Raw genomic sequence first — 15,788 nt, 5'->3', positions numbered from 1 at the left:
ACCCCGATGACGAGGTGGCTGTGACCGCCGAGAACGAACGGGACAAGCCGGCGCAGCCTATTATTGCCGGCCAATGCCCAACGCGGCTTGTGGCGAGCAAGGTCTTCACGGGGAACGTAATTACGGCGCAACAATAGCTCGCATCGGTGCCGGCCATCCGTCGATCCCCCCAATTTAAGTCAGGGCGATGTGCTTGAAAGCGCAATGATTCCTGTTACTTGCGGCGCAGGGCGAGTGCGTTTGGGTTGGGCGAGAATTGGTATGATTTCATCGAATATGGAATGCCCGCGCTGTCATGGCAGCGGCAGGGTTTTCGACTGCTCCAAGTGGCACGCGTCAAACGGCCACTGCTGCCCGCAGGGAACCCATCGGGGCGGCTGCCCCGGAAAGACGGGCGCCTGCGCGGAATGCGACGGCCTTGGGACGATGGCGGAGCCTCCGCTGAGAGCCGTGGCGTAATCTGCGAGAGCGGCCCACGCCGCTGATGACGGCGCGGAGGCGCCCGAACGAGCATATCTTACTCTGTTGGTGTTTCTACGGGTGGTGCGGTCAGAACCGTGATGTCCATCCTGGCGATCTTGGATGCCGCGCGGCCTTGCGCGCCAGCATCCATATCGCCGCCTGCGGCAACCATGATTTTGGCCAGATGTCCTACGGCGTCCGCGCTGCGGCCCGGCGAAAATTCTTCGCCGGTTTGCGGCTTCCCCACTGCCGTTTGTTTTTCCGGGACATGCGGATGTTGACTTGCGATAGCGGAAACCATTTGAACCTCCTGTAGCGACGCTTCGAACATTATATTAGCGCTGACTGTTGCGAGGCTGACCTAGCCAGTCGCCAAAAACCGCACCAGGGAGTTCGAACAAACGATCGAGCCGCCCCGCTACAAGGTGAACTGGTACGGCAGCTCACCTTGTAGCGATGTGAAAACGACGATGCAGGCCCGGCCATCCTGGTAGCGCCGCCCTTATCAAGGCTAAGCGGTAACCCCACCGCGACCTGACCTTGTGCCGTCCATCCAAGGGAACTGAGCAAGTGGGTCCTGCAGGATCTTGACGGATCTTGCGAAGCCGGCGACGGCATCGCGCGCCACCGTCAGCGGAACCTGGCCGTCGTGAGCACGCTGGCAGGCTCGAAAGGCCGTCTCGAAAATCGGACCCCGCCGTTCCCTTGGCCACTCGTCAAAGAAGTCGAACGCGTCGTCGAGGCAGCCTATTTCTTGAATGAACCCGCCATTCTTGACCAGGACCGGTTGGTCGAACGTCCTGTCACTCATGTAATCCTCCATTCGGCACGGTGGGTTGTTGCTGGTTCGGGAAATCATGCGATTGCATGCTCCGGCTCGGCCAACATGCCGCCACCTCCACGCCCGGGCGGCACCGTTGCAAAGGCCGGGATTGGCGGCGGATCATCGTCGTCATCTCGCCAGGGGTGCCGCATCCAACCGAGACGGCTCTTCCTGCGGCGCCGGTCGAAAGACAGGCTGACGGTTGCCGACACCTTTGAAACACGCGTTTCCCGCCCGGATTCGTCCAGGAGGTGGAGCGCGCGAAGTATGTCGCTGACTTCCACGATGGCGCCGTTGTCCAATTGCCGCAATGCGGGATTGTCAGGAACCGCATGAACGTCGGAAGCCCAGAAAGCGAGCAAAGCCCGTTTTGCACCGATCGTCATCGTCTCCTCGTTCAGCACATCATCCGGCGTCCGCAATCCAGCGGATTCCGCGGCAAGATTTTTCGGTTCAGGTTGGTGAAAACTGTAGGTTTCGGTTCTCATCTCCATTCTCCGCGATCTGTGCCTCCCGGCCGAACCGGGGAGGCGGACCGTAGATCTAGGTTCCAGGAATCAGGCGACCTCGCGCTGAGGCTCCGCATCCAAATCGATCAACTGCTTCTTGCCGGGTTGCTCGAGCGAAACCGCTTTGGCTTCGGACCCTATCTCAATGCGCCGAGGCTTGAGTTCCTCGGGCACTTCGCGGATCAGGTCCACCGACAGCAAGCCATTCTCGAGGTTGGCCGCCTTGACCTTTACATGGTCGGCAAGTTTGAACACCTGCTTGAAGTTGCCCGTCGCCAAGCCGCGATGAAGGACCTCCCGATTTTCCTGGTCGGGTTTCCTTTGGCCGATGACAGACAATTCGGGGCCGTTCTGCATGAGTTCGACCTCATCGAGAGCGAAGCCGGCGATAGCCATCTTAATGCGATAGTCGTTCTCGCCAATCTTCTCGATATTGTAGGGAGGCCAGTCGGAGCGTCCGCTTTTCTCGAGCATATCGAAGAGACGGTCGAAGCCGACCGTTGTGCGGTAAAGAGGGGTATAATCAAAGCTTCTCATAGCCATATCCTCCGTGAAGCAACATGGGTTACGAGGCTGTCGCAGCGCCGCTGCGACGCCAGTATGTCGAGCCGAAGCCTCGACGGAAAACGATCTGGTAATCGTGTTTTTTTCCTTCAAGAGGGGCGTCAAAAATATTTTTGGCCGGCAGGCAGGTGCCCAAGGCGCTGCCTTGCGTGCTGGTGGCCACTGCGCGATGTTGACGCTAGGGGTGGAGCGAATCATGCGAAAAATTTTGATGTCCGGACTGCTGCTCGCGGTGGCCTTTTCCGCGAACCCGGCCCACGCGCTGGACAGCAGCGGCACGCCTGTCGTCGTGACACCTCTTGCGTCGCGCACAACGACCGCGTCCGGCCAACCGATCACGTTGCCGCAGAAGAACGTGCAGGTGCTGGTCTCGACCTACGACATCGCGTCGGGCGCGACCTTGCCGGTCCACAGGCACCCCTTTCCGCGCTACGCCTATGTCCAGGCCGGCACGCTGAAGGTCACCAATGTCGAGACCGGCATCAGCAACACCTACAAGGCTGGCGATTTCATCATCGAAATGATCGGCCAGTGGCATCAGGCCACCAATATCGGGGATGTCGAGGTGAAGCTTCTTGTGATCGATCAGGTCGAGCAAGGCGCCAAGAATACGGAATTGCGCCAATAACCGCTAAGTCCGTGCCCGAAGGCGGAAGGCTGTTCGCGCTTTCGCTGCGACCGGCCCGGTGCTAGGGCTGGCGAGAAATCATGGACTGGATCGCCCCTTGACCAAAGCTCTCCGCTTTCCGCTGATCGAAATCTGTGTCGAAGGCATTGACGGCCTTCTCGCGGCCCAAGCCGCCGGCGCCGACCGGGTCGAACTATGCGCCAGCCTGATCGAAGGCGGTATCACGCCGAGCCTCGGCACGGTCCGCGCCGCCCTCGAGCAGGCAAGTGTGCCGTTTCACGTCATGGTGCGGCCACGCGGCGGCGATTTTCTCTACAGTGAGACCGAATATGCCTCGATGCTGGCCGATGTCTCGGCATTGCGCGAACTCGGCGTGCCCGGCGTGGTGTTTGGCTGCCTGAACGCCGATGGCACCATGGACGAGGCGCGCATGAGCGAACTGACGCAGGCGGCAGGCCCCTTGAACGTCACCTGTCATCGCGCCTTCGACATGACGCGCGACCCGGCCGAGGCGGTCGAATCGCTGATCCGCAGCAAGGTCGGCCGCGTGCTGACCAGCGGCCAGCGTGACACTGCCATCGAAGGCTTGCCGCTGTTGGCGGATCTGGTGCGGCAGGCCGGCGACCGCATCGTCATCCTCGGCTGCGGCGGACTGGATTTGCACAACATTGCCGAAGTGCGCAGCAAAACCGGCCTGTCCGAAATGCATTTTGCCGCCCTCAAGGATGTCCCGAGTGCCATGGACTACCGCAATCCCCATGTCGGCATGGGTGGCTCCGATCTCGATCGCGAGTATCGCAACACGCTCACCGACACATCACTGGTGGCGGCAACGATCGCGGCGGCCAAGGCATGACCTCGACCCCTGCCCCGATAGCCCGTGTATCGGCCGCAGACGAAGCGGCGATCCTGGCGCTCAACAACGAGCATGCCGCCGAACTGTCATGGCTGGAATCCGAAAAGCTGTCCTTCCTGCTCGGCGAAGCGTTTTACACCAGGCGCATCGGCGATCTCGAAGCCTTCATCATGACCTTCGACCAGGACGCCCGCTACGACAGCCCGAATTTCCTGTGGTTCCGCGAGCGCTATGAGCGGTTCGTCTATGTCGACCGCGTCGTCGTGGCGGCGCACGCGCGCGGCCGCGGCCATGCCCGCCGGCTCTATCAGGATCTGTTCGGCCATGTTGAGCGCGCCGGCTACAATCTGGTCACCTGCGAAGTCAACACCGACCCGCCGAACCCCGCCTCGGATGTCTTTCACGCCGCCCTTGGCTTCACTGAGGCCGGCGACGCCGTCATCCACGGCGGCAAGAAAGCAGTCCGCTATTACGTCAGATCGCTGCAGGCATAGAGAGGGCGGGCGCGCCGCAAGACGGCCTGAACGCCGTGTTGCTCACCAGTTGCGGTTGAGCCATTCGCGCGCCGGGCGCTCGATGAGGTAATAGCTGCAGGCCGCGCAAGCGAAGACCGCGGCCAGCATCGGGATCGGCGCGCTGCCTTGCTCATAGACGAATTTGTAGAACGGCTGCTGCCACAAATAGAGCGAATACGACCACAGACCCAGCGTCGCCATCGGCCAGGAGGACAGCAATCCGGAAAAATACCGTGGGCTGAAATCGAGTGCGTTGACGGCCAGAGCCAGCAGCGGCACCGCGAAGAGATAGTGGATCGGCGTCGGCACCTGATTCAGGAACAGGACAACGGCGCAGATCGTTGCCACCAGGGCCACATGCTTGCCTCTCAAAAACGCCGGCAGCATGCCGTCGGCCTTCAGCAGGCAGATCGAAGCCGACAGCAGGATCGACGCGATGTGCACGTCGGTGCGCCAATAAGTGGTTTCGTAGTCCATGCCGAAGACCCAGTACGAAACCGCGCCATTGGCCATGGCCAGCAAGGCCAGCGCCAGGAGCAGCACGACCACGCGAGAGCGACTTGAGACGATGACGCTGATCAGCGCCAGGATGATGTAGGCGTGCTCCTCGATGCAGAGCGACCAAATATGGTCGAGCGCCCCTGCCCGCGTCACGAGAATGCCGGCATAGTTGTAGGTGAATGTCAGCGCCGTCAGCGCCGCCTTCCATTTGAAGGCGATGAATGTGCCGGACAGCGCAATCATCGCGACGACTACGAAGACCAAAAGAGCCGGATAGATGCGGGAGAAGCGGCGTTTGAAGAATTTTTTCAGCGGGTAGCGTTCGATGAACAGGATCTCGCCCATCAGCCGGCCGCTGAGCACGAAAAAAAATTCGACGCCCAGCACGCCAAGATTGATTCCCGGAACCGGAAAGAAATGGCCGATCAGCACCAGTGCGATCGAAAGCCCGCGCCAGCCGTCGAGATAGGCCAGTCTTGTTCTGGTTGATCTGTCGGCGGCGGATCGGGACGGAACGACATGCGTCGCGGAAATGTCGGTCATGCCGATCCTCTCGCAAATAGGCATGCGAAAGGGCACGATATTTCGAACCCGGCTCGCATTCCCGCCCAAATCCATATTGCAGTGCAATATGGATTTGTGCAAGTGCGAGATTGCCGCCGGTGCAGTTCCAGGTGAAGTGTCGGGCGGAAGAAATTGCTCAGGCAAACGATTGGTGCGGGGCGATTCCATCAAAAATTTGGACAACTACAGGTCGCCACAAAAGGAAAAGGGGCGCATGACCCCTTCTCCGTGTCCACAACTGACGTATCAGGCGTTGGCGGCAGCCACCGCGCGCTTGGCCATCACCGCGATCAGATTGGCGCGATAGTCGGCCGAGGCATGGATGTCGGTCATCAAATTCTTCGCCGGCACTTTCACCCCTTCGAGTGCTGAGGCCGCGAAGTTCCCGGCTAATACTGCCTCGATCTCCTTCGAACGAAAAACGCCGTCGTCGCCGGCACCGGTAACGGCGACGCTGACGCCATCCTTGCCCTTGGCCACGAACACGCCGACGATGGCGTAGCGCGATGCCGGATTGCGGAATTTTTCATAGGCCGCCTTGGCCGGCGCGGTGAAGGTGACGGCGGTGACGATCTCGCCATCCTTCAACGAGGTCTCGAACAGGCCCTTGAAGAACTTGTCGGCAGCGATCTCGCGCTTGTTGGTGACGATGGTCGCGCCCAACGCCAGCAGCGCCGCCGGATAATCGGCCGCCGGATCGTTGTTGGCGATCGAGCCGCCGATCGTTCCCTTGTGGCGCACCGCCGGATCGCCGATCAGCGATGCCAGATGGGAAAGCGCCGGACAGGCCTTCTTCAGCTTCTCGTCATTGGCAACAGCATTATGCGTGGTGGCAGCGCCGATGGTGACGGTCTTGCCCGACACCGTGACGCCCTGCAGCTCCGTGATCCGCGACAGGTCGACAAGGTCGGACGGCGCGGCAAGCCGCGTCTTCATCGCCGGGATCAGCGTCATACCGCCCGAAAGCAGCTTGGCGTCGCCGGTCTTGATCAGCTTGGCGGCATCGGCGACCGAGGCGGCGCGATGATAGTTGACTGCGTACATTTGTCTTTCTCCCCTGGGTGAAAGAGCGAGCAGGAAGTAGCGAACATTCTCTTCCCTATTCGCAACCCCTATTCGCCATTCGCGTTCAATGTTTCGTCGCGCGGATCGCGGCCCACACGGTGGACGGCGAAGCCGGCATGGCAAGATCGTTGCTGCCGATGGCGTCGGTGATAGCGTTGATCACCGCCGGCGGCGAGCCGATGGCGCCGGCCTCGCCGCAACCCTTGATCCCCAACGGATTGCCCGGGCAAGGGGTGTTCGAGGTCGAGACCTTGAACGACGGCAAATCGCCGGCGCGCGGCATGGTGTAGTCCATGTAGCTCGCGGTCAGCAATTGTCCGCTGTTGTCGTAATGGGCGCCTTCGAGCAGCGCCTGGCCAATGCCTTGCGCCAGCCCGCCATGCACCTGGCCCTCGACGATCATCGGGTTGATGATGTTGCCGAAATCGTCGGCGGCGACGAACTGGACGATCTCGGTCACGCCGGTTTCCGGGTCGACCTCGACCTCGCAGATGTAGCAGCCCGCGGGGAAGGTGAAATTGGACGGATCGTAGAACGCCGTCTCCTTCAGCCCGGGCTCCATGCCACCAGGCAGGTTGTGGGCGGTGTAGGCGGCCAGCGCCATCTGGAACCACGGCACGTTCTTGTCGGTGCCGGCCACCTTCAGCGCGCCGTTCTCGATGATGATGTCGCCTTCGTCGGCCTCAAGCAGGTGCGCCGCGATCTTCTTGGCCTTGGCCTCGACCTTGTCGAGCGCCTTGACGATGGCTGACATGCCGACCGCACCCGAACGCGAGCCATAAGTGCCCATGCCCATCTGCACCTTGTCGGTATCGCCATGCACGATCGAGACCGAATCGAGCGGCACGCCGAAGCGCTCATTGACCAGTTGCGCGAAGGTCGTCTCATGGCCCTGGCCGTGGCTGTGGGAGCCGGTCAGCACCTCGATCGTGCCGACCGCGTTGACGCGCACTTCCGCCGATTCCCAAAGGCCGACACCGGCGCCGAGCGAGCCGACGGCCGCAGACGGCGCGATGCCGCAGGCCTCGATGTAGCAGCTCATGCCGATGCCGCGCAGCAGCCCCTTGTTGGCGGCGGCGGCCTTGCGCTTGGCGAAGCCGGCATAATCCGACGCCTGCATTGCCGCATCGAGCGAAGCGGCATAGTCGCCGGCGTCATAGCACATGATGACCGGCGTCTGATGCGGAAACGAGGTGACGAAGTTCTTGCGCCGCAGCTCAGCCGGCGAAACGCCGAACTGGCGGGCCGCCGTCTCCATCATACGCTCCATGACGAAGGTCGCTTCCGGCCGCCCTGCCCCGCGATAGGCATCGACGGGCGCGGTGTTGGTGTAGATCGCCTTCACATTGGCGTGGATGGCCGGGATGTTGTACTGGCCCGACAGCAGAGTCGCATAGAGATAGGTCGGCGTCGCCGATGAAAACAGCGACATGTAGGCGCCGAGATTGGCTTGGGTTTCCACCTTCAGGCCGAGGATCCTGTGGTCCTTGTCGAAGGCCATTTCAGCATGGGTGTGATGGTCGCGGCCATGCGCATCGGTCAGAAAACTCTCGGTCCGGTCGGCCACCCATTTGACCGGCACGCCGGTCTTCTTCGAAGCCCACAGGCAGACGATCTCTTCGGGATAGATGTAGATCTTCGAGCCGAAGCCGCCGCCGACATCGGGCGCGATCACGCGCAGCTTGTTTTCCGGCGCCACATTGTAGAAGGCGCTCATCACCAGCCGCGCCACATGCGGATTCTGCGAGGTCGTCCAGCAGGTATAGTGATCCTCGGCCTTGTCGTAATGGCCAAGTGCGGCGCGCGGCTCCATGGCATTGGGCACCAGCCGGTTGTTGATGATGTCCATCTTGACGACATGGGCCGCCTTCCCGAAGGCCGCCGCGGTGTCGTCGGCATTGCCGATGTCCCAGTCGAAGATCAGATTGTTGTCCGCTTCGGGGTGGATCTGCGGCGCACCCTTGTCCATCGCCTTGGAGGCATCGACGACGGCCTTCAACTCCTTGTAGGTGATCTCGACCGCCTCGGCGGCGTCGCGCGCCTGCCCCTTGGTCTCGGCGACGACGATGACGACGGCGTCGCCGACATAACGGACCCGGTCGAAGGCGAGTGGCGACCACGCTCCCATTTTCATCGGCGAGCCGTCCTTGGAGTGGATCATCCAGCCGCAGATGAGATTGCCGATGCCGTCGGCCTTGAGTTCCTTGCCGGTCAGCACGCCGATGACGCCGGGCATGCCTTGGGCCTTCTTCACATCGATCTTCTTGATCTGCGCATGCGCGTGCGGACTGCGCACAAAGGCGGCGTGCTTCATGCCGGGAACCACCATGTCGTCGACATAGCGGCCGGCGCCCGTGATGAACCGTTTGTCTTCCTTGCGCGCGACCCGAGCGCCAACACCTTCAATGCCCATCAGAAATTCCTCCGGAATTTATGGGAGTAGGGCAGTAGGGAGTAAGGGAGTAGGGAAAAGGGCCTCGTTGCGTTGGCCTTTTTGCCCTACTCCCCTACTGCCCTACTCCCTTATTCCCTTGCCTAAGCAGCTTGTTTCGCCTTACCCTTCGACCCCTTCATCGTCATCGATGCGGCGAGGATCGCCTTGACGATGTTGTGGTAGCCGGTGCAGCGGCAGATGTTGCCGTCGAGCTCGGCACGCACCGTCGCCTCGTCGAGCCCTTCGGGGTGGCGGCTGATCATGTCGGTCGCCGTCATGATCATGCCCGGCGTGCAGAAGCCGCATTGCAGCCCGTGATGTTCCTTGAAGGCGGCCTGCACCGGATGCAGGTCGGCGCCATTGGCCAGGCCCTCGATCGTCAGCACGGTGGAGCCGGAGGCCTGCACCGCGAGCATCGTACAGGATTTGACCGCCTTGCCATCGACGTGGACGACGCAGGCACCGCATTGCGAGGTGTCGCAACCGACATGCGTGCCGGTAAGGCCGAGATTTTCCCGCAGGAAGTGAACCAGAAGTGTTCGATCCTCGGCAGCACCGCTGACCCGCTTTCCGTTCACCATCAACGAAACGTCCGACATGGTCCCTCCCTGGGTATCAACCTTGGTATCCACGCTGCCGACGCGGTATTCGCGCTTCGGTGGTGCATTATTCGTACACCGCACATGGGACAAAAAACAGCACGTCGCAAACGCGGAACATTGTACTTTCGGTCATGGCCGCGCCCAAACATGCGGTGCCGGTGGCCCCATTGCCAAACCGCCGATTGAAGGCAACAATGTCGGTCGACGCCCGCGCGCCAGAAGCATTTAAAACAGCCGCGCACAAAAAAGCGTCGGAGGAAATGCGGAGAACATCGCTGGCCAATTCACAGACGCGCTATGCATGCGGCCTGTCGGCGCTCACCACGGACGAGCCCGACATGGAGGCGTTCGCCAAGGCGATCGCACTGGAAGCAGCCGCCATCGACGCAGGCTTTGCCCTGCTGTTCTTTTCCCAGAGCCTGGTCGAAGCCAGCGCCCTTTCCCAGGCGCTCATGACCCACGCACCGGCGCTCCACCACGCCGGCTGTTCGACTGCCGGCGAGATCACGCCGCAAGGTCTCGAGGATGGTCATGTGCTGGCCATGCTGCTTCCGTCCACCGCGTTCACCGCCGTCAGCGTGATGGTCGAAAATCTGTCCTCGTCGGGTATGGACAGGATCACCGGCGAGGTGGAGACCCTGCGGCGATCGCTGCGCGCGCGCCTGGGTTGCGATCAGACCAACGGCACTTTCGCGCTCTGCTTCATCGACGGGCTCTCTTATGCCGAAGAAGCGGTGAGTTCAGCCATCCACTGGGGCCTCGATGACATACCGCTGCTTGGCGGCTCCGCCGGCGACGATCTGAAATTCGAGACGACGCGCCTGATCTCGAACGGCAAGGTCACCTCCGACAGCGCCATCATCGTGCTGATATCGACCGAAATTCCCTTCCATGTCTTCAAGACCGACAATTTCGTTCCCACCGATGAAAAACTGGTGGTGACGGCTTCCGATCCCGATCACCGCATCGTGCGCGAATTCAACGCCACCAATGCAGCGCAGGAATATGCCGCGTCCGTCGGCATCGTCGCGCAGATGCTGACGCCACTGAGCTTCGCCTCGCATCCCGTGGTGGTGAAGGTGGGCGGCCAATATTATTGCCGGTCGATCCAGAAGATGCATGCCGACGGCTCGCTGTCGTTCTTCTGCGCCATAGACGATGGCGTCGTGCTGTCGATCGCTCAACCCAAGGACATGGTCGAATCGACGCGCGCCGCCCTGCGCGATGTCGAGGAGAGGCTTGGCGGCATCGACATGATCCTCGGCTTCGACTGCGTGCTGCGCCGGCTGGACGCGCGCAATCGGCAGGTGTTTCGCGAGATCTCGGAACTCTACCGGGTCAACAATGTCATCGGCTTCGGCACCTATGGCGAACAGTACCGATCGATGCATCTGAATCAGACTTTCACAGGCATCGCCTTCGGCGAGCGCCAGGCGGCGGAATAGGACGGCGTAACAAGATGCCGCTGAGGGACATAAACGATCTTGAAAAGCTGAAGAAGATCAACGCGGCACTGGTCAGCCGCGTCGAGCGCTCGATGGACCAGCAAGGCAACGCCTTTTCGCTGTTCCAGACCGCGATCTCGCTGGAAAACCGGGTGCGCACCCGCACCGAGGAACTGCACTCGACCTTGCGGCGGCTGGAGCAGTCGAACATCGACCTCAGCGCCGCCAAGGAAAACGCCGAACTGGCGAACCTGTCGAAAACCCGTTTCCTCGCCGCTGCCAGCCACGACGTGCTGCAGCCCCTGAACGCGGCCCATCTCTCGGTTTCGGCGCTCGCCGAAGTTCAGACCAGTGACGAGGGCAAGAAACTGGTGCGGCAGGTCGAGCGCTCGCTGGAGACGATGGAGGACCTGCTTAGAACCCTGCTCGACATCTCAAAGCTCGATGCCGGCGTGGTGCAGCCCGACATAGGCGACGTCAGCCTGGAGGCGCTGTTCTCGTCGCTCCGCTCGGATTTCCTGCCGGTGGCGGAGATGAAAGGCCTGTCGCTGAAATTCCGGCCGGTCCACGCCGTGGTCCGCTCCGACCGCACGCTGCTGCGCCGCATCCTGCAGAACATTCTCTCCAACGCGCTGGGCTATACACGCTCGGGCGGCGTGCTTGTCGGCACCAGACATCGCGGCGACACCATCCGCATCGACGTCGCCGATACGGGCTGCGGCATTCCCGACGACCAGCGCGAGGCGGTGTTCGAGGAATTCCACCGCGGCACCTCGCCGGCCAATGCCGAACTGGACGGTGGCGGTCTCGGGCTCGGGCTCGCCATCGTGCGCCGCATGGCCAGCGCGCTCGGCCATCCCGTGACATTCTCGTCGAAGGTCGGACGCGGCACGATCTTCCACATCGATGTTCCCGTCGGCATCGGGGCCCCAGCCGATGCCATCGCCAGCGTTGCCGACATGGAACGGCCGCGCGGCTATGGCCTGTTCGGCACCAAGGTGCTGCTGGTCGAGAACGATATCGAGGTGCTGCAGGCCATGACCTTCCTGCTCGAACGCTGGCAATGCCTGGTGCGGGCCGCGACCTCGACCGACGATGCGCTCGACATGCTTGGCGACACCGACTGGGTGCCCGACATCGTCATTGCCGACCAGCATCTCGACGGCGGCGATCTCGGTACCACGACCATCGCCGAAGTCCGCGACTATCTCGGCCGCGCCGTGCCGGCGCTGATCGTCACCGCCGACAGTTCGGAAGCAGTCGCCAAAGCCGCCCGCTCCGGCGGCATCGAACTGATGCGCAAGCCGCTGAAACCGGCGCAGTTAAGGGCGCTGCTGGCGCATTTGCTGGCTTAACTGGTCATTTATCTCCAGAGGGCCGAGCGCAGCAAAGCTCAAAATCCCGCCTGGTCGCGAAACAGCTCCGCATTGTCCAGCTTCGACACCTCGATCACCGCCTGCGTGCGGCTATAGACATTGAGCTTGCGCAATATCTCCGAGACATGCGCCTTCACGGTCGTCTCGCCCACCTGCAGCTCGTAGGCGATCTGCTTGTTGAGGAGACCCTGGCGCAGCATTTGCAGCACGCGCAATTGCTGCGGCGTCAGCGTCGACAGGCGCTGCACCATGTCGGCGCGGTCGACGCTTTCGGCGTCCGGCGTGCGGCCTTCATAAGTTTCCGGCACATAGATCGCGCCTTCCATCACCGAGCGTATGGCGGCGGCGAGGTCGCTCTTGCGCGCCGATTTCGGGATGAAGCCGGCAGCGCCGTAGGACAGCGCCTCAGAAATGATCTTCGGCTCCTCATAGCCTGAGACGATGACCACGGGCAGGCGCGGATAGCGGGTCCGGAGTTGCAGCAGCCCGTCAAAACCATGCACGTCGGGCATCGAGAGGTCGAGAAGCGCGAGATCGAACGGCTTGGCATCGGCCAAGAGATCGAGCGCCTCGGTGATCGAGCGCGCCTCCACCGTGTCGACTTCCGGGTAGGCCATCTGCACGGCGCTGTGCAGCGCCTCGCGAAACAGCGGATGGTCGTCGATGATCAGGAACCGGGCGCGATCATGGGTTGCGGTCATGGGGTTCATTTCAGTTCGTGAGCGATTAGAATAACCTCTCCACCATGGCCAGATTATTGCCAAATAGTATATCGCCATCTCCGGCGGAAAGTGCCGCCGGCACTTTCTCGACCAAATCGCCTTGTCCAGCCCCCCAAATCGGTCGAATGTTCCGGCAACCAAGCAGAGACCCTTGATGACAGAATTCGTCCTTCCCCTGCCCGCAACCGCATCGGTGGCCGTTGCCGGCTCGTCCGATCGTTTCGCGGTGCGCCGTATCTACTGCGTCGGCCGCAACTACGCGGCGCATGCCCGAGAATTCGGCAATGACGAGCGTGATCCGCCCTTCTTCTTCACCAAGCCGGCCGACGCGGTGGTCGATTCCGGCACCGCTATCCCCTACCCGCCGCTGACGGCCAATCTGCACCACGAGATCGAACTGGTCGCCGCGATCGGCAAAGCCGGCTTCCGCATTCGCCGCGACAAGGCGCTGGACCATGTCTGGGGCTATGGTGTCGGCATCGACCTCACCCGCCGCGATCTGCAGGACGAGGCCAAGAAGGCCGCCCGGCCCTGGGACTGGTCGAAGGCCTTCGACCGCTCCGCCCCTTGCGGCCCGCTGGTGCAAGCGCAGGAATCCGGCCACCCGCAGAAGGGCCGCATCTGGCTCGCCGTCAACGGCCAGGTCAGGCAGGACGCCGACCTCGCCGAGCTGATCTGGCCGATCGCAGATATCGTGTCGATCTGCAGCGAGGCGATGGAACTCGCGCCCGGCGACCTGATCTTCACCGGTACGCCGGCAGGCGTCGGCGCGGTTGGCGTCGGCGACACGATGACCGGCGGCGTCGACGGCATCGGGACCATCGAAGTGACCATCGGCCAGCCGAAGTGAGGCCATGAGCGAACTCATCCTGCACAACTACTATCGCTCCTCCACCTCCTATCGGGTGCGGATCGCGCTGGAGATGAAGGGGCTGAGCTACGACTACGTCCCGCATCATCTGCGCCATGGCGAGCATCTGGAACCAGCCTATCTCGCGGTCAATCCTCAAGGGCTGGTGCCGGCGCTGATCCTCGGCGACGGCACGCTGCTGACCCAATCGCTGGCGATCATCGAGTTCCTCGACGAGACCAGCCCGGAACCACCGCTGCTGCCGAAGGACCCGGCCGGCCGGGCACGCGTGAGAATGCTGGCGCAGATGATCGCCTGCGACATCCACCCGGTGAACAATCTGCGCGTGCTGACCTCGCTGCGCACTCTGTTCGGCGCCGGCGACGAAGACATCACCAACTGGTTCCGCCACTGGGTGAACGAGGGTTTCCGGCCGCTTGAAAAGATCATGGCGTCGTCGGCGGAGACGGGTACATTCTGCCATGGCGATGCGCCGGGCCTGGCCGACATCTGCCTCGCCGCGCAGATTGCCAGCAACTCCCGCTTCGGCGTCGACTTGACCCCCTACCCGACGATCGCGCGCATCAACGCCGCCTGCCTGGCGCTGCCCGCCTTCCAGAAAGCCGCGCCCCAGAACCAGATCGATGCCGAGTAGAAAAGCCACCGACCCAGGTGAAGCCAAGGCGCTGGCCGATATAGAGGCTTATGGCTGCCACATCTTGCATGTGCTGGAGGAAGGCGACGATCCGCCTTCCACCTATTCGGTTGGAATAGAGCACAACTTCAAGGCGCCGGAACTCATCGTCATCGGCCTGAAGCCGGAAAATCTCCCAGTTCATCATCAACGAGTATTGCAGCCGCGTCCGCTCCGGCGAGGTTTTCCAACCAGGGCAGCGATCGCCCGGTTTTATCGAAGGTTTCGACTGTCAATTCGGCGCCGTTCATATCGACCACTACCGCGAGCATTTCGGCTGGGACCTCTGGTTCTACGACGGCCTGGATTTCGGTGTTCTCCAACTGATCTATCCCACTGTGGACGGGCATCTGGCCGTGGCAGGCCGAGGCGAGCGACTGGTTCCGAGCCTGGCAGCCGCTTCTCGACACCGCGCCGTCGCCATAGGCCTATCTGCCGACGCGCAGAGTCAACGCCCAGAACAGCAGCGCCAACAGGCCGATGCCGGCGCCAAGCACACAGACGCCATTCCAGCCCATTGCACCATAAGCCATGGTCGAGGCGATGGAGCCCAGGGCACTGCCGACCGAGTAGAAGATCATATAGCCGCCAACCAGTCGGCTGCGCGCATCCGGGCGCCGCGCGAAGATCAGGCTCTGGTTGGTGACGTGGACGGCCTGGATCGCCAGATCGAGCATGACGATGCCGGCAACGAGCAGCCACAGCGACATGCCCATGAAGGCGATCGGCAGCCAGGCTGCCATCATCAGCAGCAGGCTGAAGCCGGTGACCAACTGGCCGCGTCCGCGATCGACGAGGCCGCCAGTCCAGCGCGCACCGAGCGCGCCGGCGACGCCCGCAAGGCCGAAAAGCCCAATCTCGGTATGCGAAAGTGAAAATGGCGCAGCACTCAACGGCAGCACCAGCGGCGCCCACAGCACGTTGAAGCTGGCGAAGATCAGCATGGCCAGCACCGCCCGCACGCGCAGCAGCGGCTCCTGTACGAACAGCAGCAGCACCGAAGCGAGCAGGCGCGGATAGGATGTGCGTGGCCGCTCCGCCTCATGGCGCGGCAGGATGAGGTAGAGAACCATCGCCATGACGAGCGTCAACCCGGCCGAGACAAGATAAACCCAGCGCCAACCGGCGAAATCGGCGACGACCCCTGAAGCGAAGCGGGCAAGCAGGATGCCCAGGAT

The 15,788-nt window shown here is 62.3% G+C and carries 18 protein-coding genes; 7 read left to right on the top strand and 11 right to left on the bottom strand.

Features of this window, described 5'->3' with window-relative positions; genetic code table 11:
- Nucleotides 1–517: 517 nt before the first annotated feature.
- The 4 genes from EOD15_RS12775 to EOD15_RS12760 form a co-directional block, all read right to left on the bottom strand.
- Nucleotides 518–763 (bottom strand): hypothetical protein, encoded by a 246-nt coding sequence (locus EOD15_RS12775; protein ID WP_127323235.1) that lies wholly within the window; start codon nt 761–763, stop codon nt 518–520.
- Between the two features lie 210 nt (nt 764–973).
- On the bottom strand, nt 974–1,273 hold the full coding sequence (locus EOD15_RS12770) for a DUF982 domain-containing protein (protein WP_127329565.1): 300 nt from the start codon (nt 1,271–1,273) through the stop codon (nt 974–976).
- Nucleotides 1,274–1,317: 44 nt separating this feature from the next.
- On the bottom strand, nt 1,318–1,773 hold the full coding sequence (locus EOD15_RS12765; RefSeq protein WP_127322299.1) for a hypothetical protein: 456 nt from the start codon (nt 1,771–1,773) through the stop codon (nt 1,318–1,320).
- Between the two features lie 69 nt (nt 1,774–1,842).
- The gene (locus tag EOD15_RS12760) at nt 1,843–2,331 is read right to left on the bottom strand and encodes an Hsp20 family protein (protein WP_127322300.1); all 489 of its coding nucleotides are present in this window, start codon (nt 2,329–2,331) and stop codon (nt 1,843–1,845) included.
- A 223-nt stretch (nt 2,332–2,554) separates the two neighbouring features.
- On the opposite strand from EOD15_RS12760, the gene EOD15_RS12755 reads away from it, so the two are divergent.
- The 3 genes from EOD15_RS12755 to EOD15_RS12745 all read left to right on the top strand — a co-directional run bounded on the left by EOD15_RS12755 (nt 2,555) and on the right by EOD15_RS12745 (nt 4,336).
- A complete protein-coding gene (locus tag EOD15_RS12755; RefSeq protein WP_127322303.1) occupies nt 2,555–2,986 on the top strand; it encodes a cupin domain-containing protein in 432 nt (143 codons plus the stop codon).
- A 97-nt stretch (nt 2,987–3,083) separates the two neighbouring features.
- Nucleotides 3,084–3,842 (top strand): copper homeostasis protein CutC, encoded by a 759-nt coding sequence (locus tag EOD15_RS12750; RefSeq protein ID WP_245463654.1) that lies wholly within the window; start codon nt 3,084–3,086, stop codon nt 3,840–3,842.
- A complete protein-coding gene (locus EOD15_RS12745) occupies nt 3,839–4,336 on the top strand; it encodes a GNAT family N-acetyltransferase (protein WP_127322301.1) in 498 nt (165 codons plus the stop codon). The genes EOD15_RS12750 and EOD15_RS12745 overlap by 4 nt, the downstream gene beginning before the upstream one ends.
- Before the next feature lie 42 nt (nt 4,337–4,378).
- On the opposite strand, the gene EOD15_RS12740 is transcribed toward EOD15_RS12745, so the two are convergent.
- The 4 genes from EOD15_RS12740 to EOD15_RS12725 form a co-directional block, all read right to left on the bottom strand.
- On the bottom strand, nt 4,379–5,401 hold the full coding sequence (locus EOD15_RS12740) for an acyltransferase (RefSeq protein WP_127322302.1): 1,023 nt from the start codon (nt 5,399–5,401) through the stop codon (nt 4,379–4,381).
- A gap of 267 nt (nt 5,402–5,668) precedes the next feature.
- Nucleotides 5,669–6,466: a xanthine dehydrogenase family protein subunit M gene (locus EOD15_RS12735; RefSeq protein WP_127329573.1), complete on the bottom strand. Its 798-nt coding sequence runs from the start codon at nt 6,464–6,466 to the stop codon at nt 5,669–5,671.
- An 85-nt stretch (nt 6,467–6,551) separates the two neighbouring features.
- Nucleotides 6,552–8,900 carry a xanthine dehydrogenase family protein molybdopterin-binding subunit gene (locus tag EOD15_RS12730; RefSeq protein ID WP_127276722.1) on the bottom strand — a complete coding sequence of 783 codons (2,349 nt, stop codon included), beginning with the start codon at nt 8,898–8,900 and terminating at the stop codon, nt 6,552–6,554.
- Between the two features lie 122 nt (nt 8,901–9,022).
- Nucleotides 9,023–9,520 (bottom strand): (2Fe-2S)-binding protein, encoded by a 498-nt coding sequence (locus EOD15_RS12725; protein WP_127291588.1) that lies wholly within the window; start codon nt 9,518–9,520, stop codon nt 9,023–9,025.
- A 263-nt stretch (nt 9,521–9,783) separates the two neighbouring features.
- On the opposite strand from EOD15_RS12725, the gene EOD15_RS12720 reads away from it, so the two are divergent.
- Nucleotides 9,784–10,968 carry an FIST signal transduction protein gene (locus EOD15_RS12720; protein WP_164893198.1) on the top strand — a complete coding sequence of 395 codons (1,185 nt, stop codon included), beginning with the start codon at nt 9,784–9,786 and terminating at the stop codon, nt 10,966–10,968.
- A gap of 14 nt (nt 10,969–10,982) precedes the next feature.
- A complete protein-coding gene (locus EOD15_RS12715) occupies nt 10,983–12,323 on the top strand; it encodes a hybrid sensor histidine kinase/response regulator (protein ID WP_127270232.1) in 1,341 nt (446 codons plus the stop codon).
- 38 nt (nt 12,324–12,361) lie between these two features.
- Here EOD15_RS12715 and EOD15_RS12710 read toward each other — a convergent pair whose 3' ends face one another.
- Nucleotides 12,362–13,045, bottom strand: coding sequence for a response regulator transcription factor (locus EOD15_RS12710; protein ID WP_027039066.1), 684 nt, complete (start codon nt 13,043–13,045; stop codon nt 12,362–12,364).
- Between the two features lie 175 nt (nt 13,046–13,220).
- Here EOD15_RS12710 and EOD15_RS12705 point away from each other — a divergent pair, with 175 nt between their 5' ends.
- Both EOD15_RS12705 and maiA read left to right on the top strand, forming a co-directional pair.
- Nucleotides 13,221–13,916: a fumarylacetoacetate hydrolase family protein gene (locus tag EOD15_RS12705; RefSeq protein WP_127321575.1), complete on the top strand. Its 696-nt coding sequence runs from the start codon at nt 13,221–13,223 to the stop codon at nt 13,914–13,916.
- A gap of 4 nt (nt 13,917–13,920) precedes the next feature.
- Nucleotides 13,921–14,571 carry a maleylacetoacetate isomerase gene (gene maiA, locus EOD15_RS12700; RefSeq protein ID WP_127321574.1) on the top strand — a complete coding sequence of 217 codons (651 nt, stop codon included), beginning with the start codon at nt 13,921–13,923 and terminating at the stop codon, nt 14,569–14,571.
- 149 nt (nt 14,572–14,720) lie between these two features.
- On the opposite strand, the gene EOD15_RS36725 is transcribed toward maiA, so the two are convergent.
- The gene (locus tag EOD15_RS36725) at nt 14,721–14,933 is read right to left on the bottom strand and encodes a hypothetical protein (protein ID WP_245463653.1); all 213 of its coding nucleotides are present in this window, start codon (nt 14,931–14,933) and stop codon (nt 14,721–14,723) included.
- 105 nt (nt 14,934–15,038) lie between these two features.
- Nucleotides 15,039–15,788, bottom strand: a 750-nt coding sequence (locus tag EOD15_RS12690) for an MFS transporter (protein ID WP_148129537.1), incomplete at its 5' end; no start/stop codon positions are given.

The sequence above is a fragment of the Mesorhizobium sp. M7A.T.Ca.US.000.02.2.1 genome (genome assembly GCF_003996995.1).
In the GTDB taxonomy this organism is placed as follows: domain Bacteria; phylum Pseudomonadota; class Alphaproteobacteria; order Rhizobiales; family Rhizobiaceae; genus Mesorhizobium.
Note: the sequence above shows the minus strand (reverse complement) of the source record. Positions and strands in the feature narration are given on the sequence as shown.